Genomic DNA, 17,699 nt, shown 5'->3' on the forward strand with positions numbered 1-17,699 from the left:
GCCTCCTCCAGCCCTAAGGCTTCTGCGCGACTGCGCTGTCCCCGAGGGCCTGGCCGTAATCATTGTGGCCCAGTGCTTTCAGGATGGTCGCCACGATACCGGACGCGTTGAGGCCTGCGTCCTCATACATTTTTTCCGGCTTGTCGTGATCCTGGAAGGTGTCCGGCAGCTTCATCGCACGTACTTTAAGGTTCCCACCGTCAAGGATGCCCTCTTCCGCCAGAAAATCCATCACATGGGCGCCAAAACCGCCAATGGCGTTTTCTTCCAAAGTGATCAGCACGTCATGGGTTGCCGCCAGATCACGGATCAGATGATCATCCACAGGCTTCGCAAAGCGGGCATCGGCCACCGTTGTGGAAAGCCCACGGCTTTCAAGGTCCTCCGCTGCCTTCAGGGCTTCGCCAAGGCGGGCCCCCAGCGACAGGATCGCAACCTTGCTGCCCTTCTTCACAATCCGGCCCTTGCCAACCTCCAGCACCTTGCCCTCGCTCGGCAGCTCAACGCCCAGGCCTTCACCGCGCGGATAGCGCACGGCAGATGGCCGGTCATCAATCGAGGCGGCTGTCGCCACCATATGCATCAGTTCAGCCTCATCGGCCGCGGCCATCACCACCATGTTCGGCAGGCTGGCAAGGTATGTCACATCAAAGCTGCCCGCGTGGGTCGGCCCGTCAGCCCCCACAAGGCCCGCCCGGTCAATGGCGAAACGAACCGGCAGCTTTTGCACCGCCACGTCATGAACAATCTGGTCATAGGCGCGCTGCAGGAAGGTGGAATATATGGCCACGAATGGCTTGTAGCCCTCAGTCGCAAGACCTGCTGCGAAGGTCACAGCATGCTGTTCGGCAATCCCCACATCGAACGTGCGGTCCGGGAAACGGTCACCATATTTATTCAGGCCGGTGCCGGAAGGCATTGCCGCCGTGATGGCGCAGATCTTGTCGTCTTTTTCAGATTCCTTGATCAGCGCATCGGCAAAAACATTGGTGTATGTCGGTGCCTTGGACGTGGACTTCATGCGTTCGCCGGTCACCACGTCAAACTGTGGCACCGCGTGATATTTTTCCTGGTTCGGCTCTTCGAATGGGTGGCCACGGCCTTTTTCGGTCACAACATGCACCAGGATCGGGCCGTCGATCGCGTCACGCACATTCTCAAGAACCGGCAGCAAATGTTCCATATTATGGCCGTCGATCGGGCCAACATAATAGAAGCCAAGCTCGTCAAACAGCGTGCCACCACCCGCGGCCATGCCGCGCGCATATTCTTCCGCCTGACGCGCCCTGTCGGCGAGCGGTTTTGGCAGCATCTCGATAATCTTCTTGCCAAAGCCCCTTAGGCTCAGGAACGTGTGCGAGCTGACGATTTTGGCGAGATAGGCGGAAAGGCCGCCCACAGCAGGCGCGATCGACATATCATTGTCGTTCAGGATCACCACCAACCGGTTGCCCGCTTGCTCGGCGTTATTCATGGCTTCATAGGCCATGCCAGCGCTCATGGCGCCGTCACCGATAACGGCAATAGCCTTGCCCGGCTTGTCCGCCATCTTGTTGGCGACAGCCATGCCAAGCGCCGCACTGATAGAGGTGGACGAGTGCCCCGCGCCAAACGGATCATAATCGCTTTCGCCACGCTTTGTGAAAGGCGAAAGCCCCCCGCCCTGGCGGATCGTGCGGATACGGTCACGCCGACCGGTCAGAATTTTATGCGGGTAGGCCTGGTGCCCAACGTCCCAGATCAGACGGTCGTCAGGCGTGTTGAACACATAGTGTAGCGCCACTGTAAGCTCAACAACACCGAGCCCCGCGCCGAAGTGGCCACCAGTGACCGAAACTGCGCTGATCATCTCGTCGCGTAGTTCGTCTGCGAGTTGTTGCAGCTTGTCTTTGGGCAGCTTGCGCAAATCCACCGGGGTCTGCACTTGATCCAGCAAAGGCGTGTCAGGGCGTACGCTCAACTTCTTATCCTTCTCAGCCTCCTGGGCAATATGCCCATGTGGCACAGGCCTGTCTGCGCAGGCTTGGTTCGCATCAGCCAAAAGGCCTCAAACGTTGCGATTTATAACAAAATGCGCGGCGGCGCGCAAAAGCGATGCTTTATCGTCGAATTGCGCCAAATGTTCAATAGCCTGGTCGGCCAAAATCTGGGCCTGCTTACGGGCGCGGTCAACCCCCATCAGGCCAACGAGTGTGGCTTTACCTGCGTCTTCATCCTTGCCTGTGGCTTTTCCGACCTCTTCAGCTGTACCTTCTACATCGAGAAGATCATCAGCAATCTGGAAGGCCAGCCCCAGATCGCGGGCATAGCCATGCAGCGAGGCGCGGGCCTGCTTGCCTGCGTGCCCCATGATGGCGCCAGCTTCCGCAGAAAAGCATATCAAAGCGCCGGTTTTCATTTGCTGAAGACGCTGAACATCCATTTCATCAAGGTCTAGGTCCGGTGCTTGCAGGTCGATCATCTGGCCACCAACCATCCCGCGATGCCCCGAGGCATGGGCCAGATGCTTGACCAGCTCCAGCCTGACATATGGATCCGAATGAGTTTCTTCGCTCGACAGAATCTCAAACGCCACACTCATGAGGGCATCGCCCGCCAGAATGGCCGTTGCTTCATCGAATTGCTTGTGAACCGTTGGCTTGCCACGTCGCAGGTCGTCATCATCCATGGCAGGCAGATCGTCATGAATCAGGGAATAGCAGTGCACACATTCAATGGCTGCAGCAACCCGGAGCGCCTGTGGCTTATCGACACCGAAAAGCTCTGCTCCTGCAAGAACGAGAAACGGCCGAAGTCGCTTACCCCCTGAAAATACGGAATAGCGCATGGCTTCCACCACCCGGTCTTCAGGCCCGCCATTGAGGACCAAGATAGGGTCCAAAACTCGCTCAATCGCCGTGGACGTGGCGGCAAGCGCTTCATTAAGAGGTCCGTTATCTTCCACGTGCGCTCGCCTATTCGACTTCGAAAGTCTGGGTGCCGGCTGCAGCGCCGCTATCATCCAGCGTGATCTTTTCGATCTTTGCCTGAGCATCTTTCAGCTTGGCCTCGCAGTGCGCCTTCAGCTGCGTCCCACGTGTATAGAGGTCGATGGACTGTTCGAGAGATGCGTTTCCGGATTCAAGCTTGGCTACAATCTGCTCCAGGGACGCCATGGCCTCCTCGAAGGAGAGAGCGCTTAAATCTTTGGTATCTTTGCCTGTTTCGTTCATTTTACGGAACCTTCAGCCCTTAGGTTTGCCTGTGTGTCTGAAATCTGAGGCAGTTATAGGATGCTGTATCCGGAGACGCAAAGGTTATTGATGCGAACCACTCTTATTTTTGGGTCAGAAATGGCGGAACTCTGTCAGTAGATGTCGCCAAGATCCCTAAGCGCCACACCCGGCAAAGTCTTTGTCTGCGCCACGACCTCAACCGCATCGAAAGCCCCACAGGCCATGAAGCGGTTTACATCACCGTCGAAGGAGCGGGTTACAAGCGACATGGCCTCCAACAAATGCAGATGGGCCAGCGCTTCCCCAAGCGCCATATAGAAATCCATGCCCGAAAGCTTCCGACGGAACAGTGAGGGAAAGGTCTCCACTGGCGTCCGCTCTTCACTACACCAATCATGCAGGGATTTCAGCTTGTTCACATGGCTGTTCACCAGCGCCGAAAGGCGGGTATCCAGCCCCTTGAAAACACGGCCGTGACTTGGTAACACCAAGGGATCACCCGGAATTTCCTTCATGCGTTCAAGCGAAGCAATCCAGTGCGCGAGCGGATTGGAATGCGGCTCACGCGCATGAACGGACACATTGGAGGTGATGTTGGGCAGCACCTGATCGCCTGAGATGAAAAGCGGCTCGTCAAGGCAGGAAAGACAGGCATGCTCGGGCGAATGGCCGCGACCGATCACCACTCGCCAACGCCTGCCACCCAGTAATATTTCACTACCGTCCTCAATGCGGACAAATTGGGAAGGCAACTGGTGCACGCCCCTGCGGTAGTTATCAAAGCGCGCGCCCCGCATCATCGGTTCAAACTGTTTGTCCACACCGGATTTGAGCATGAACTCTATTTCATGTTCCGGCACTTCCTTCGTGCCGCCCATCCAGAGGTGAGCGGCAGTCATATATTCAAGGGCGGTCATGGTAAGCGTGGCGCCATACCGTTCCGCGAGCCAGCCCGCCAGGCCGATATGGTCCGGGTGCAAATGCGTGCCGATCACGCGCGCAACAGGCTTGCCGCCAAGGAAATCCTCTTCAAGCGCCTCCCAGGCCGCGATGCCGCGCTTACCCATAGAGCCCGTGTCGACGACAGACCAACTGTCGCCTTCGTCAAACAGATAGACGTTGATATGATCCAGCGACCAAGGAAGCGGCATACGCGCCCAGTAGATACCTTCGGCCACAGGAATCACGTTGCCGCCTTCAGGCACCAGGTCAGCATGGGGGTACAGCAGGCCGTCGTCCTCGACAACTCCGCCCCGATGATCTGCCACCGAAGCTTGCGACAGCGCCTTCGCCTCGCTTTTACCTGCGTCTGCTTTTGTCTTGCTCATGTGTCCTTTGCCCCGCCTTGATACTCAATACATTCGGCCAAAGGCCGGTTAGTGACGCAGGAAGTCATCTTCCGCCAAATCGGTGATATGACGCGCGCCTGCCTTGATTGAAGGTAGTAGCGCCACGGCAGAAGGCAAGATTTGTTCTCGGTAAAAGGCTGCTGTCGAGACCTTCGCCTTCAGGAACGCTGGGTTCCCCTCACCTGCTGCCAGGCGCCTTTCTGCCTCTGTGGCCTGACGGCTGAGCATATAGGCACCGAGCACCGTGCCAAACAACCGAAGGTACGGCGTGGCGGCGGCGGCGGTATCGACAATACGCTCGAAACCGTTTTCGAACAGCGTGTTTGCGGCGTCGTCAAGGGCGTCAACCGCAGGCGTCAGGTCTGCTGCATAATCACCACCCTCGCCCGCTGCAAAGCCGCGCATTTCTGCGATCAATGCACGCCAGTGCGCACCACCATCCGCATTCAGCTTGCGGCCAACAAGGTCAAGCGCCTGAATGCCGTTCGTGCCTTCGTAAATCGGGGCGATGCGAGCATCGCGGTAATATTGCGCTACGCCGGTTTCTTCAACGAAGCCCATGCCGCCATAGACCTGGATGCCCAGCGAAGCCGCCTCAACACCGATATCGGTCGAATAGGCCTTGGAGATCGGCGTCAGAAGGTCTGCCTCCCCTTGCGCCGCAGCGCGGGCTTCCGTGTCATCCAGCGCATGCGCCCGATCAAGTGCCCAGACGTTCCGGTAAATGATCGCACGGGCCGCTTCGGCCGTGGCCCGCATGGTCAACAGCATCCGACGCACGTCCGGATGGTTGATGATGGTCACGCTTTCACGCGTTTTGGCGCCGATGGCTGCCGATTGCACACGCTCAAGCGCATATGATGCCGCATGTTGGTAGGCGCGTTCGGCAATCGCCACGCCTTCAAGGCCCACGCTGATGCGGGCATGGTTCATCATGGTGAACATATTGGCCATGCCGCGGTTCTCTTCGCCAACGATATAGCCAACGCATTTGCCACTGTCGCCGAAGCTCATCACACAGGTTGGGCTGGCATGGATACCGAGTTTGTGCTCGATGCTGACGCACTTGACATCGTTCTGTTCGCCCAGGCTACCGTCTGCATTGACATGCACCTTCGGCACCAGGAACATGGAGATGCCTTTTGTTCCGGCTGGAGCATCCGGCAGGCGCGCCAGCACCAGATGGATCACATTTTCCGCAAGGTCATGATCACCCCAGGTAATGAAAATCTTCTGGCCTGAAATCAGATAGGTGCCGTCGGCCTGCTTTTCAGCCTTTGCCCGCAGGGCACCAACATCAGAGCCCGCAGAAGGTTCCGTGAGGTTCATGGCCCCCGACCACTCGCCAGTGATCATCTTCGGCAGATACATATGGCGTTGCTCATCTGTGCCATGGGCATCAATGGCTTCAATTGCGCCAGATGTCAGCATCGGCAGCAGGCTGTAGGCCATGTTGGCTGAGGTCACCATTTCATCCACTGCCGTGGAAAGTGTGCTTGGCAGCCCCTGCCCGCCCAGTTCCTCCTTGGCAGACAGCGTCGACCACCCGCCTTCAACATAGGCCTGATGCATCGGCTTGAAGGCATCCGGGCTGACGACACCCTTATCTGTCAGCTTTGCGCCGACCTGATCACCTACAACATTGGTTGGGGCGATCACTTCGCCTGCAAGCTTTCCGGCTTCCTCAAGGATCGCAGAAACAAGGTCTTCCCCAGCCTCTTCAAATGCTGGGATGGATGTCCATTCAGACAAGCCACCAGCGGTTTCCAGAGCAAAGCGTATTTCTTCAAGCGGCGCGCGATAGTCAGTCATTATCCGAAAATCCTGTTAAATTCCGTTGTCAGATGATGCCACCTGGCCTATCAGCATAGGTGGCTGGGCCGCCGGGCGGCCCCATTTGCTTTGTCCCGTGATTGCGAAATTGTGCATGGCAACATTTAAAACACAAGTGGTTTCTGAAACAGAAAATGGGGCAGTTTCCCTTGCTGTCCAACATCTGGCTGCGGGAAACTTGGTCGCGATTCCGACAGAGACTGTCTATGGCCTAGCGGCTGACGCTACGGAATATTCCGCAGTGCAGCAAATTTATGAAGCCAAGGGACGCCCCTCCTTCAATCCGCTGATCTGCCATGTGGCCGATATTGAGATGGCAAAAAAAATTGTCACTGTCTCGCCGCTTGCAGCCAAACTGATGGAAATCTACTGGCCCGGGCCGCTTACGCTGGTGCTGCCGGCCAGACCAGATTCGCCTATTGCCGCCCCAGTGTCCGCAGGGCTAGACACACTGGCCGTGCGCTGCCCCAAAAAGGCGGTTACCCGCGAGATTATCAAAGAACTTGGAAGGCCAATCGCGGCGCCAAGTGCCAATCCGTCCGGCAAGCTGTCGCCCACATGTGCGGCTGACGTGTTGGCCGGGCTGGACGGTAAATTACCGCTCATTATCGATGCGGGCGACGCCCCTGAAGGCATTGAAAGCACTATCATCGGAGTGAAGGATGAGAAGCTCTATCTCCTGCGCCCCGGCACCATCACCGCTGACGAGATCGCCGAACAGACGGGACAGCCCGTACTGGACCGCAATGAGGATGAAATCTCTGCCCCTGGCCAGCTTCTGAGCCACTATGCCCCGGAAGCCAGCGTGCGCCTGAACGCCACAGAAAAACAGGACGCTGAGCTCTTGATCGGCTTCGGTGACATTGCGGGCGACATCAGCCTAAGCGCTTCAGGTAATTTATCAGAAGCCGCCCATAATCTATTTAAAACATTACGAAATGCTGATAAATCATCAACACACATCGCGGTCGCGCCCATCCCCAATCATGGGATCGGTATCGCGATCAATGACCGCTTGAAGCGTGCTGCAGCGCCCAGGAAAGAAGCATGATCGACCAAGCCCATATCGACGCGCTGATCGTACTGGCCGGCCCCAAGGGCGCCACAACAGACGCGAACGAGGTTGCCCCCCACCTCAGGGAATGGCGCGACAAGTTCAATGGCAAAACCCCGCTGATGCTGATGCCCTCTGATGCGGAGACTGTCTCAAAGCTGGTGCGCTACTGCAACGACCATCAGATCGCCATAGTGCCACAGGGCGGCAATACAGGCTTGGTGGGCGGCGGGATCCCCGGGCTCGAAGGCCGAAATGAGGTACTATTCAGTACCAAGCGCCTACGCGGCAGCATCGCCGTTGATCCTGATGACATGACCATCACAGCGGACGCAGGCTATACGGTTGCGGAACTGCAGGCAGCCGCGGCGGAGCATGACCTTCTGTTTCCGCTTTCCCTGGCGTCGGAAGGCAGCTGCACAGCAGGCGGCGTGGTATCCACCAACGCTGGCGGCGTGCATGTGGTGCGCTACGGCACGACCCGGGCGCTGACGCTGGGAATTGAGGCCGTGTTGCCTGACGGCAGCATCATGAATGACCTGTCTGCGCTTAGGAAAGACAACACAGGCTATGACCTGACACAGCTTCTGGTGGGGGCTGAGGGCACACTTGGCATCATCACCCGCGTCAGCTTCAAGCTCGCACCAGCGGAAAAGCAACTGCACAGCTGCTGGTTGGCTGTGGATAGCCCTACAGATGCCCTAAAGCTATTGCGAAGCGCCCGCCAAGCCACCGGTGACCGCGTATCGGCATTTGAGCTGATGCCGAGGTACGGGGTGGAGCTGGTGCTGAACCATATCCCTGGCACTTCTGACCCGCTGGCCGCACCCTATGACTGGTATGTGCTGACGGACATTGCCTCCAGCAGCATAGACCCCGCTCTCGAGACCCAAGTGTCCGACTGGCTTGAGCATGAGATAGCCGCTGGCACCATCAAGGACGGCGTAGTGGCCAGCACCCTGGCGCAGCGCGAAGCGCTCTGGCGCCTGCGTGAAACCATGTCAGAGGCACAAAAGCATGAGGGTGGCAGTATCAAGCATGATATTTCCGTGCCTGTATCAAAAGTCCCGGACTTCCTGACAGTAGCAGGCAAAGCCGTAATGAATGGGTGGCCCGGTGCACGACTGACACCCTTCGGCCATCTGGGTGACGGCAACATCCACTTCAATGTGATGCAGCCCGCGGATGCCGACAAAGAAGCGTTCCTGGGCAGCTGGGAAGCCATGAACGCCCTTGTGCATGATATTGTCACCAAATTTGGCGGGTCGATTTCTGCCGAACACGGCATCGGCACGCTCAAGCGCGCGGAGATGAAACGTCTTAAGGACCCGGCGCAGCTTCAGGCCATGCGTGCCATCAAGAAGGCGCTCGACCCCCACAACATCATGAACCCCGGCGCACTGCTTGACTGATGCTTACTGGTTCTTGGGGTTAATACCCTGCTTGCCGGCGTAAAAAGCCTGCAACGCCTTCAGGTCAGCTTCCATGTCCCCTGTTGGATAGAACAGGTCACCGAACCCGATTTCCTTGATGGATGCATCCAGATAGGCCCGCAGGATCGGCACACCCGCCTGAACGGCAATGCGGTAAAAGCCGGTCTTCCACTTGGTAACCTTCGACCGTGTTCCCTCTGGCGCCAGCCCTAGTATGAGACGATCCCGCTTTTCAAACTCTTCCACCGCCCGGTCAACCACATCGGCAGCCGATTTGCCCTCGCGAACCACGGGAATACCACCCAGCCAGTAAAAGAACCAACCAAGCGGCCCTTTGAACAGCGTGTGCTTGCCCAGGAAACTGATATGCAGCCTCAGATAGCCAACAGCAGCCATGAACACTGGGAAATCCCAGTTGCTGGTATGCGGTGCTGCAATAGCAACGAACTTGGCGTCTTTCGGGAAGTCCCCAATGACCTTCCAGCCAAAAGCCTTCAGGAAAAGGCGGCCAGTTTGATAAAGCAGGGCTGAAAAGAAACGGTTTTCGTAGATTACGCTGGTGGACACACGGGGCCTCTCGAACACAAATGGTGGCGCAGCATAGTCGGGCCATGCCCACACGCCAAGCTTTTCTATTAACCCCATTGAATGCCCAAACAAAAAACGGGCGGATAGGAGTGATCCCATCCGCCTCGTAGTTCGTGCGTCATCCACCCTCAGGCAAAAGGCGAACGCGCCATACTCATTCGAGTAACCTTAGCAGATCTCAGGCAAAAATCTTTAAGGTGCTCTACTAATCGCAAGGGGTGTGCCAGAAAATAAACCCTATATATTTCAATTGGATAAGAAATATTGTCTCAAAATGGGACGACACACTGCATCAAAATACTGTACCAAATCGAAACATGTCTCATTTTGACACTATAGCCCGGCAATGACCTGCGTGAACCGCCCCTCGTCCTGTTCATCGACCCACAAGTGCGGCGACAAGCGCAGCAGATCGCCTCGAAGACTGACCGACACACCAGCATTTTTAAGCTCTTCCAAAAGTGCAGCACCCTGCTTTCCGACCCTTACCCCAAGAATATGCCCTGCCCTGCGGTCGGCCGCGATAGGCTCCATCCCTTTGCTCTCAAGCGCAACGGCCATACGCCCAGTGATCGCACTCAGGCTTTCATAAATATTGGGAACACCCCAGGAAAGTAGCTGCTGTAGCCCGGCCAGGAATATTGGTGCCAGGACATGGTTGGCACGCTCGCCCATATCAAAGCGGCGGGCGCCTGGTTCGAATTCATCCCTATATTGAACCAGCCTTGAAAAATCCCGGCTACCTTCCCGGGTTATCCAGCCTGCCTCAATTGGAAAGCCGCCCTGGTGGCGCGGCGCTACATACATCAGGCTGATGCTATAGGGCGCCATTAGCCACTTGTAGCCGGCAGCAACCATAAAATCCGGATCGATGGCCTTAACGTCGAACGGCATTGCACCCAGCGACTGGCTGAGATCCAGCACCAGCGCCGCCCCAACGCGCTTGCAGGCACCCGACACCGCCGCAAGGTCGATCAACGCGCCAGATGACCAATGCACATTGGCAACAGATACAATATCGATGCTTTCGCCTTCGCGCGAAATCATTTCAAGAATTGCGGCCGTCCAGTCGTCATCTGACGGCTGCGGCACAGCTATCACCTCGCCGCCTGCCGCTTCTGCCCGTTCCTGCCAGGGATAGACGTTCGACGGAAACTCCTCCGACATCACAAGCACCTTGCCACCGGGCGACAGAGGCAGGTTCTTTGCCGCGGTGGAAATGCCATAGCTCGCCGAAGGCACGATGGCTACGTCCGCAGCCTCAGCATTCATCAGGGCCGCCCCTGCTGCACAGACATCAGCCGCCGTATCAAAGAAATCGCCTTCGCCGATACGCCAAGGCTGGGCAGACCGAGCTAGCGCCTCCTGACCGGACGCCACTTGCGCTTTGCTGAGCGGTGTCATGTAGGAAGCATTCACGTAACAAAGGTCACGCGGAATATCGAACAACTCTCGCTGCGGGGGAATTATCATTTTTTGGCTCCTGTTTCTGGGCAGCCTAAGGGCTAGGCGAACAGAGGCCAAAATAAAATTTCGATTGGGACTGGTCAGCCTGTCTAATGACCGCGGATCAGCCGATCATAGGCAATCAACAGCACACCAATAACAGACTTGGAAAAGCCTGCGGCCTCCAGTAGCCGGGCCATCACTTTCTTGTCGCCCTTATTCAGCCTTGCTTCCACAGCTTCATAGGGGCGATCCAGGAGGACTGCTATCGCCATGGTGAACAGTTTTACGTTCGAATTTTGCAGATAGCTGAGAAGAACGTCCGATGTCAGGCTGTTCACCTGATTGAGCTGCTGCAGATAATTTTCGATCTCGCTCAGCGGCGCCATCTCAAGCGTCCGCGAAAACACCTGCCTGTTGGCCATAGACGCCAGGTAAGACGCATAATCGGTGGCGAGGCCAAACTTTTCGGAAAGGTATTCGCCGTACCGCTTGGAAATCTTGAAAATGATCCGTTCCACAACGGAGGCGGGCAGGTCTGCGCGCTGGGCCAGCTTTTCCATCAGGGACCGCTCCTCGGGGAAACGGTCAACCACCCGGTTGCAGCTCCGCTCTGACAGTTCGATCGTATCGTTGCCCACCAGCGACTCAACGGCGCTTTTGCAGCCTACGTCGCTGATGGCATAACTAACGGCCTCAGGAAGGCCGATGCGCTGGGCAATGGCCTCCTGCGCGCCTTCACTGCAACTGCGAACGATATCTTCCAGGAGCGCGTCATCCATTGCCTGGGACGCCATCAGGAACGGCATGGACACCTGGTCGATGTCCTGCGCGAGCTTGGAAACCAGGTCCTTGGGCAGGAAACTGCATACCTGCAGCTCACGCGACAAGGCCTCGCGAACCGACACTGCAACGTCTTCCATCAGAATTTGGGCGAGCTCAAGCGCATCCGCTTTGTCAGCAGAACCATTTTGTTTGGCCAGAATCTTGCCAACCTTGCGCGCGATTTCGACGCGGGCGGCCAGATCAATGTGCCTTAATTCTTCGACATGTTTGATGTTAACGCTCATTCGTCCTTACCCAATACAACTAACGGCCCCATGCTCGCAGAAGCCCGCCTCAATGGAATGGCTGGCGCCCCAATAGCCTTTTTGGTGCAAAATTCCTAGTCAATTTTGACTTCCTTCAGGCCATTGGCAAATCTGGCTGCGTTGTCCGTGTATATTCGTTCAGACATCTTAATCATTTCTTGCTCTTCGGGCTTAAGCTGCCGAACAACCCGGGCGGGTGCGCCTACAATCAGGACGCCTTCCGGGAACTCCTTACCTTCGGTGACCAAGCTGTTCGCACCCACAATACTCCCGGCACCAATCTTGGCACCGTTCAGGATGGTGCTGCCCATGCCAATCAATGTATGGTCGCCGATCGTGCAGCCATGCAGCATGACCTTGTGGCCAACAGTTACGCCTTTGCCAATGGTGCAGGGAACCCCGAGATCAGAGTGGATGACAGAATTATCCTGAATATTGCTGCCCTCCCCGACTGTTATCGGGTCATTGTCGCCGCGAATGGTCACGCCAAACCAAACGCTGGCCTGCTTCTCAAGAATTACCTTACCGATCACGGCTGCATTCGGGGCAACCCAGACGCTGTCGTCGGCGCATTCAGGCTTCACACCATCAAGTTCATAAAACATGCACAAAATCTCTATTGGGGTTTCAAATCACTAGCATTCCAAGTATCACGCTACTTTAAAGGAAACTGACCGAAAGCCCAACCTTGGATTAATGCTACCGGTCGCAAGCGAGCCGAAAATGTCAGATAACGAGAATACGGGAAACAAGGACACCGAATTGGGCTGGCGGGGCAACGCGCCGGTCTCGAAGGCGTTCGACGATGTCTATTATTCGGCTGAAAACGGCCTTGAAGAGACAGACTTCGTTTTCCTTTCCGGCATAGGAGCCCCCGATATATGGAAAGGCCGCGACCATTTTGTCATTGCGGAGACGGGCTTCGGCACCGGCCTGAATTTTCTCGCAACCTGGAAAAAGTGGCAAGAAAGTGGGGCGGACGGGCGCCTGACATTTATCTCGGTTGAAGGCTATCCGCTCTCAGAAAAAGCGCTTAAAGAAGCGCACAGCACCTTCCCGGAAATTGAGCCATACGCCGAACAATTGCGCGCCGCATGGCCACCGGCGGCAACGGGCTTTCACCCGCGCGAATTTGCGAATGGGCAGGTAAGGCTGATATTGATCTTTGGCCAGGCCGCAGAGGCTTTTGCCAGCCTAAGCGGCAGTGTAGACGCGTGGTATCTGGATGGTTTTGCCCCTGCAAAGAACCCGGACATGTGGTCTGACACCCTGATGGACCAGATCGCCCGCCTGTCGCACGTTGGTACGCGCTTCGCCACCTTCACCGCGGCGGGTTTTGTCAAACGGGCGCTCAGGGACCGCGGCTTTATTGTTGAGAAAACGCCTGGCTATGGGCGCAAGCGCGAACGCCTGGTAGGAGAAGCGCAAAACCCTGCCCCAATTGAGGCCCCAGCGCCACTAAGGCCAGAATGGGCAGCAACCCCCGCAAGTCCAGAAGGCACAATCGCCGTTATCGGGGGCGGGATCGCGGGCGCCAGCGTCGCCGCCGCCCTTCAGGCCCGCGGCCGCCGCGTGACGCTTGTCAATTCACCAGAATACAAAAGCGCCAGTCAGGTGCCTGCCGCCATCCTTTCGCCCCGCTTCATGCGCGAGCACACCCCTGCGGCAGAGTTTTTCACCAGTGCCTATGCCTATAGTTGCGCTTTTCCTGCCTTTGGCGAGGCCTGGGCTGAAGCGCACGGCGTGCACCAATTACCCAAAAATGCCGCTGATGCAGACCGGCTTGAAGAGATCAGGAGCGACCTGCACTGGACGGCTGATTGGCTTAAACCCCAAGATAATGGCTTCCTGCTGCCGCGCGGCGGATCTGTAGACACAGCCAAGGCGCTCGAAGCCATTACCAGCAGCATCCCTAAGGCCGAGATGGTCATCACCCGGCTTGAACAGGCTGGCCCCGTCTGGCGCCTGCACAGCAAAGACGGCCAGGTACTGACCGCCGATATTGTTGTCCTGGCGGCGGGCATCGACACAGCAAAGCTCATCAGCAAGGCTGACTGTCCGGAGCTCAGGCCTAACCGCGGACAGGTGGAGGTCATTGGAGCAGATACGGCCACTGGCCTGCCCCCGGAAAGCATCGCATTTGGTGGTTATGTGACAGCAGAGGCCGACGGCATGCGCACCATCGGCTCCACGTTCGACCGCAAGACAAGTGTCACCCCTGCCGATTATGAGCCACGCGATGAAGACCGTATACGTATTCTTTCGGTGCTAAAGGGAGCTACGGGCACCGAAATCCCAGACGAAGCAATCGAATACTCCTGGGCCGGAGTTCGCGCCACCACCGCCGACCATCTGCCGTTCGCAGGGCCGGTTCCTGTTGGGAATACCACAGCAGTGCAATATGCCCCGCTTGCAAAAGACGCCAAGACCAAAGGCCTGGGCGAACCGACCCTCCACGACGGGCTCTATATGCTCGCGGGGTTAGGCTCCAAAGGATACCAGTATGGGCCACTTCTGGGGGATTATCTGGCCGCCATGATCTGTGGCGATCCCCAACCCCTGCCGGACAAGCTGGTCGCGCCCCTTCACCCGCTCCGTGACCTTATCCGGTCCATCAAGCGGAAACAGGGCTAGGCACGCTCCTCTTCATCACCGTCACCCTCCGTAAGCTGACAGGCAAGCTTCTCAAGGCGCGCCAATTGGTCCCGCTTGCGTTTGAGGAACGGAATGGTGGCGAAAGGAAACAGCAGGAAAAAGAGCATGGTTCCGGTGACCCAGTAGTTCACTGTGTCCAGTTCCGGCGCATCGATTGAGCCATATCGCTCAATAAGCGACCAGTAGATAAAGCCGAAAGCCAGGATGCCAACCCCGCAACCCCAGTTGTTGACAATGATATAGCGGATCGACGACCGCGCACGCTTGATCTGCAGGTCAATGAGCGACTGTGCGGTGCCATCAGCCTGCCCCCAGGCCCCGGACCGGACATAAAAAGCGGCCCAAAGCCCCAAGGCGCAGACCAGGAAAAGGACTATGGCCAATGGGATGCCACCAACCTGCTTTGCCGCAGAGCCTGACAAAAGGTCCCAGCCAAACAGCCCCATGCCGGACAGGCATACAATCACCTCGAACGCGAAGTTGACCCGCATACGCCACCAGACAAAACGGGCATGGCGGGCCATTTTGTCCATATCGATTTCCGGGCTTTGCTGCCAGATGTCCGTCAGGTCGTCCCAATCGGGCATGTTCTTTTCCGTACTCATCGCCCTGCTTTCCCATGTGCTGCCTGCATGCTGTCCTTCAGCGCGGCTTTTGCCCTGCTGAAGCGCACCATGGCGTTGTTTTCACTGATCCCAAGTGCTTCCGCGATCTCCCGGTGGGAAAAGCCCTCGAGCGCAAGCGTCGTTACTTGCTTGAGCGGCAGCGGCAGTCCCCGCACGGCAGACAGCAGCGCTTGACGCTGCTGCGCCTTCGCCACGTCTTCCTCGGGCCCTGCCCGTTCGCTCGGCACCGTGTCATCCAGAACGGTCTGGCGCGGTGCCTTGACCGCCCTTGCCACGTGACTGATACATCGGTTCTGGGCGATCCTTGCGGCATAGGCTTTCAAGCTGCCATCACCGCGGTATTTCTTCAGGGCCTGCCAGAGCGCCAGCGAGACTTCCTGCATCAACTCTTCCTGCTGCGACGGATCAGCCTCATATGACGCCACGATCCGCCCCAACATGTTGCCGTGCTCCTGCAAGATAGCCTTAATATTCACGCGGTGACCGCCCCCGATTGATCGCCCTATGCCTCAGACAGTATCTGTTCGCTGGAAAGCCGGCGGCTTGTCAACCACAAGCAGATGGCCGTGCCCACAATCGCGGACAGGAAGGCCGCACCTGTAACGGCCAGATCGGGGCTACCGTCAAAGAATATCCGCCCCAAACTTTCAACATCCGCAAAAATCGGCAGATATTTGGTTACGGCAGGTAGCTTGTTTTCGCCATACATCTTTGCGTAACCCACAATCACCGGCGCCATCATCATCATCGACATATAGGTCTGCCCTTCCTTGAAGCTTTTAGCATGAATGCTGACAGCAAGAAGGACGGACGCCACAAACATGCTAAGTGCCGCAAGCTCAAGCACTGCCAATATGAAGCCACCAACCGTAAGCTGCAGCTTGAAGGGCAGAACATCCGCGGGCACGAACTGCAACAGGATCAGGTCAATGGTCACGGCAAGCATCGTGCCGCCGAACGCAAAGGTGGCTACCATTGCCCACTTGCCTGCAACCAGGTTCCCGGTAGAAACCGGCTGCGCCATCAGCGACTGCAGGCTCTGGCGTTCGCGCTCACCCGCCAGCGCATCAAGCGCCACGCTCATGCCCATCACAAAAGGCGCGAGCATGAACACAAGCATCAGGCTGTTGCCCAGCATCTTGTTGATAAAGCTTGAAGGCGCCAGGTCTGACCTGTTGACCACAATTGGGGCCATTAGGCCAAGCGGTACACCGCGGGTGACAAGCCGCACACCCGCGACATGCTGGCCGTAAGCATCAAGTGCTTCCCGCACGTCATCGCCCCTGTCCGCCTGTTGGCGGGACGTTTCATCCACATAAAGCTGAACCGGCACGCTTTCACCGCGGCCAAGTTTCACACCAAAGTCATCCGGCAGCACGACCATGGCATCTGCCCCGTCAGGCAAGCTTTCAGGCGTATCCAGGGACACCACTGGCACCACCTCAAGTCCCTGCTTTTCAAGAAAAGCTACCATGCCTGGCGCCTGGTCACTGCCAGACAGTGCAACTGTCGAGCGCGCGGTTTCAGCCCGGTCATCGGCCATCAGGAAGAAAATGAAGGCCATCAAAAGTGGCACACCAAACGCATAGGATGCGATGGCCAGCACCGCGCGCTTGTCGCGCAGCATGTCTTTCATTTCCTTGCGGTATACGGTTCTGATCAGGCGGTTCATGCTGCTGTCCTCCCGTGTGCCGCGGTCAGCGCCACAAATGCTTCTTCAAGGTTTGGTTGGCCGGCTTCCCGGACAAGATCAGCCGGCGTACCGTCGGCGCACACAACGCCGTCCGCAATCATCACAACATGGTCAGAAAGAATTTCCACCTCTGCCATCACATGCGACGACAGGAGCACACAGTGCCCTGCGGCCTTCAGCTCCAGAAGGATTTGCCTGAGCATACGGATGCTCATGACATCAAGCCCGCGCGTGGGCTCATCCAGCACGATATTCTTCGGTTTGTGAAGGATCGCCCGGGCCAGAGCCACCTTCATGCGCTGCCCCTGGCTAAAGCCTTCCGTTCGACGTTCCAGGATATCTTCCATGTGAAGTAGGCTGACAACCTCCCCCACCGCATTTTCCAGCGCTGCGCCGCTCATGCCGTGGAGTTCAGCATAATATTCCAGATGCTCGCGCGCAGTCAGGCGCGTGTAAAGACCGAACTGGTCCGGAAAAATGCCGAGAAGCTTCTGGGCGCCGAGTGGGTCTTGCTGCACACAGATACCGTCCACTGTTACCTGCCCATGATCGGGCCTCAAAAGCGCAGCCACTGTCCGAAGTGTGGTTGATTTGCCCGACCCATTCGCCCCCAAAAGCGTTGTGATAGAGCCGTCCTTTGCAGTGAAGCTGACATCCTTTACAGCCTGCACTTCGCCAAAGTTTTTTCCTATTTTATCAACGATAATCATGACTTA

At 57.2% G+C, this 17,699-nt stretch carries 16 protein-coding genes; 3 read left to right on the top strand and 13 right to left on the bottom strand.

Features of this window, described 5'->3' with window-relative positions:
- Nucleotides 1-13: 13 nt before the first annotated feature.
- From dxs to ACFO5Q_RS11370, 5 genes are all read right to left on the bottom strand, one after another.
- The gene (gene dxs / locus ACFO5Q_RS11350; RefSeq protein WP_068146106.1) at nt 14-1,960 is read right to left on the bottom strand and encodes a 1-deoxy-D-xylulose-5-phosphate synthase; all 1,947 of its coding nucleotides are present in this window, start codon (nt 1,958-1,960) and stop codon (nt 14-16) included.
- Nucleotides 1,961-2,047: 87 nt separating this feature from the next.
- Nucleotides 2,048-2,944, bottom strand: coding sequence for a polyprenyl synthetase family protein (locus ACFO5Q_RS11355; RefSeq protein WP_068145340.1), 897 nt, complete (start codon nt 2,942-2,944; stop codon nt 2,048-2,050).
- A 10-nt stretch (nt 2,945-2,954) separates the two neighbouring features.
- Nucleotides 2,955-3,212, bottom strand: a complete 258-nt coding sequence (locus tag ACFO5Q_RS11360; protein WP_068145337.1) for an exodeoxyribonuclease VII small subunit — start codon at nt 3,210-3,212, stop codon at nt 2,955-2,957.
- 134 nt (nt 3,213-3,346) lie between these two features.
- Complete coding sequence (locus tag ACFO5Q_RS11365) at nt 3,347-4,543, bottom strand: MBL fold metallo-hydrolase (protein WP_068145334.1); 1,197 nt, start codon at nt 4,541-4,543, stop codon at nt 3,347-3,349.
- Between the two features lie 48 nt (nt 4,544-4,591).
- Nucleotides 4,592-6,376 (bottom strand): acyl-CoA dehydrogenase C-terminal domain-containing protein, encoded by a 1,785-nt coding sequence (locus ACFO5Q_RS11370; protein ID WP_068145325.1) that lies wholly within the window; start codon nt 6,374-6,376, stop codon nt 4,592-4,594.
- Nucleotides 6,377-6,491: 115 nt separating this feature from the next.
- Here ACFO5Q_RS11370 and ACFO5Q_RS11375 point away from each other — a divergent pair, with 115 nt between their 5' ends.
- On the top strand, nt 6,492-7,448 hold the full coding sequence (locus ACFO5Q_RS11375; RefSeq protein ID WP_068145323.1) for an L-threonylcarbamoyladenylate synthase: 957 nt from the start codon (nt 6,492-6,494) through the stop codon (nt 7,446-7,448).
- Entirely contained in the window at nt 7,445-8,863 is a 1,419-nt protein-coding gene (locus tag ACFO5Q_RS11380) for an FAD-binding oxidoreductase (protein ID WP_068145320.1), read from the top strand. The genes ACFO5Q_RS11375 and ACFO5Q_RS11380 overlap by 4 nt, the downstream gene beginning before the upstream one ends.
- Nucleotides 8,864-8,866: 3 nt before the next feature.
- Here ACFO5Q_RS11380 and ACFO5Q_RS11385 read toward each other — a convergent pair whose 3' ends face one another.
- The 4 genes from ACFO5Q_RS11385 to ACFO5Q_RS11400 form a co-directional block, all read right to left on the bottom strand.
- Nucleotides 8,867-9,529, bottom strand: a complete 663-nt coding sequence (locus ACFO5Q_RS11385) for a lysophospholipid acyltransferase family protein (RefSeq protein ID WP_197420967.1) — start codon at nt 9,527-9,529, stop codon at nt 8,867-8,869.
- Nucleotides 9,530-9,805: 276 nt separating this feature from the next.
- Entirely contained in the window at nt 9,806-10,945 is a 1,140-nt protein-coding gene (locus tag ACFO5Q_RS11390; protein ID WP_082719758.1) for an aminotransferase class V-fold PLP-dependent enzyme, read from the bottom strand.
- 83 nt (nt 10,946-11,028) lie between these two features.
- On the bottom strand, nt 11,029-11,988 hold the full coding sequence (locus tag ACFO5Q_RS11395; RefSeq protein WP_068145313.1) for a DUF2336 domain-containing protein: 960 nt from the start codon (nt 11,986-11,988) through the stop codon (nt 11,029-11,031).
- 95 nt (nt 11,989-12,083) lie between these two features.
- Nucleotides 12,084-12,614, bottom strand: coding sequence for a gamma carbonic anhydrase family protein (locus tag ACFO5Q_RS11400; protein WP_068145310.1), 531 nt, complete (start codon nt 12,612-12,614; stop codon nt 12,084-12,086).
- A 118-nt stretch (nt 12,615-12,732) separates the two neighbouring features.
- Between ACFO5Q_RS11400 and mnmC the strand changes: the two genes are divergently transcribed.
- Nucleotides 12,733-14,643, top strand: a complete 1,911-nt coding sequence (mnmC, locus tag ACFO5Q_RS11405; RefSeq protein WP_197420966.1) for a bifunctional tRNA (5-methylaminomethyl-2-thiouridine)(34)-methyltransferase MnmD/FAD-dependent 5-carboxymethylaminomethyl-2-thiouridine(34) oxidoreductase MnmC — start codon at nt 12,733-12,735, stop codon at nt 14,641-14,643.
- Here the strand turns inward: mnmC and ACFO5Q_RS11410 are convergent.
- From ACFO5Q_RS11410 to ACFO5Q_RS11425, 4 genes are read right to left on the bottom strand one after another with little or no spacing between them, the layout of a single operon-like run.
- Nucleotides 14,640-15,269 carry a hypothetical protein gene (locus ACFO5Q_RS11410; RefSeq protein WP_068145302.1) on the bottom strand — a complete coding sequence of 210 codons (630 nt, stop codon included), beginning with the start codon at nt 15,267-15,269 and terminating at the stop codon, nt 14,640-14,642. The two genes, mnmC and ACFO5Q_RS11410, sit on opposite strands and share 4 nt — an antisense overlap.
- Nucleotides 15,266-15,766, bottom strand: coding sequence for an RNA polymerase sigma factor (locus ACFO5Q_RS11415; RefSeq protein WP_156431900.1), 501 nt, complete (start codon nt 15,764-15,766; stop codon nt 15,266-15,268). Before ACFO5Q_RS11415 ends, ACFO5Q_RS11410 begins: the two co-directional genes overlap by 4 nt.
- A gap of 26 nt (nt 15,767-15,792) precedes the next feature.
- Nucleotides 15,793-16,962 carry an ABC transporter permease gene (locus tag ACFO5Q_RS11420; protein WP_068145295.1) on the bottom strand — a complete coding sequence of 390 codons (1,170 nt, stop codon included), beginning with the start codon at nt 16,960-16,962 and terminating at the stop codon, nt 15,793-15,795.
- Nucleotides 16,959-17,693, bottom strand: coding sequence for an ABC transporter ATP-binding protein (locus tag ACFO5Q_RS11425; protein WP_068145293.1), 735 nt, complete (start codon nt 17,691-17,693; stop codon nt 16,959-16,961). Before ACFO5Q_RS11425 ends, ACFO5Q_RS11420 begins: the two co-directional genes overlap by 4 nt.
- Between the last annotated feature and the right edge of the window lie 6 nt (nt 17,694-17,699).

The organism is Kordiimonas lipolytica, from assembly GCF_042651265.1.
Lineage (GTDB): Bacteria > Pseudomonadota > Alphaproteobacteria > Sphingomonadales > Kordiimonadaceae > Kordiimonas > Kordiimonas lipolytica.

Bases quoted from the DNA above. Each gene is read 5' to 3' on its own strand.
- ACFO5Q_RS11380 (WP_068145320.1), top strand. From the start codon at position 7,445: ATGATCGACCAAGCCCATATCGACGCGCTGATCGTACTGGCCGGCCCC.
- ACFO5Q_RS11370 (WP_068145325.1), bottom strand. From the start codon at position 6,376: ATGACTGACTATCGCGCGCCGCTTGAAGAAATACGCTTTGCTCTGGAA.
- ACFO5Q_RS11365 (WP_068145334.1), bottom strand. From the start codon at position 4,543: ATGAGCAAGACAAAAGCAGACGCAGGTAAAAGCGAGGCGAAGGCGCTG.
- ACFO5Q_RS11425 (WP_068145293.1), bottom strand. From the start codon at position 17,693: ATGATTATCGTTGATAAAATAGGAAAAAACTTTGGCGAAGTGCAGGCT.
- ACFO5Q_RS11395 (WP_068145313.1), bottom strand. From the start codon at position 11,988: ATGAGCGTTAACATCAAACATGTCGAAGAATTAAGGCACATTGATCTG.
- mnmC (WP_197420966.1), top strand. From the start codon at position 12,733: ATGTCAGATAACGAGAATACGGGAAACAAGGACACCGAATTGGGCTGG.
- ACFO5Q_RS11420 (WP_068145295.1), bottom strand. From the start codon at position 16,962: ATGAACCGCCTGATCAGAACCGTATACCGCAAGGAAATGAAAGACATG.
- ACFO5Q_RS11390 (WP_082719758.1), bottom strand. From the start codon at position 10,945: ATGATAATTCCCCCGCAGCGAGAGTTGTTCGATATTCCGCGTGACCTT.
- ACFO5Q_RS11410 (WP_068145302.1), bottom strand. From the start codon at position 15,269: ATGAGTACGGAAAAGAACATGCCCGATTGGGACGACCTGACGGACATC.
- ACFO5Q_RS11360 (WP_068145337.1), bottom strand. From the start codon at position 3,212: ATGAACGAAACAGGCAAAGATACCAAAGATTTAAGCGCTCTCTCCTTC.
- ACFO5Q_RS11385 (WP_197420967.1), bottom strand. From the start codon at position 9,529: ATGGGGTTAATAGAAAAGCTTGGCGTGTGGGCATGGCCCGACTATGCT.
- ACFO5Q_RS11400 (WP_068145310.1), bottom strand. From the start codon at position 12,614: ATGTTTTATGAACTTGATGGTGTGAAGCCTGAATGCGCCGACGACAGC.
- ACFO5Q_RS11375 (WP_068145323.1), top strand. From the start codon at position 6,492: ATGGCAACATTTAAAACACAAGTGGTTTCTGAAACAGAAAATGGGGCA.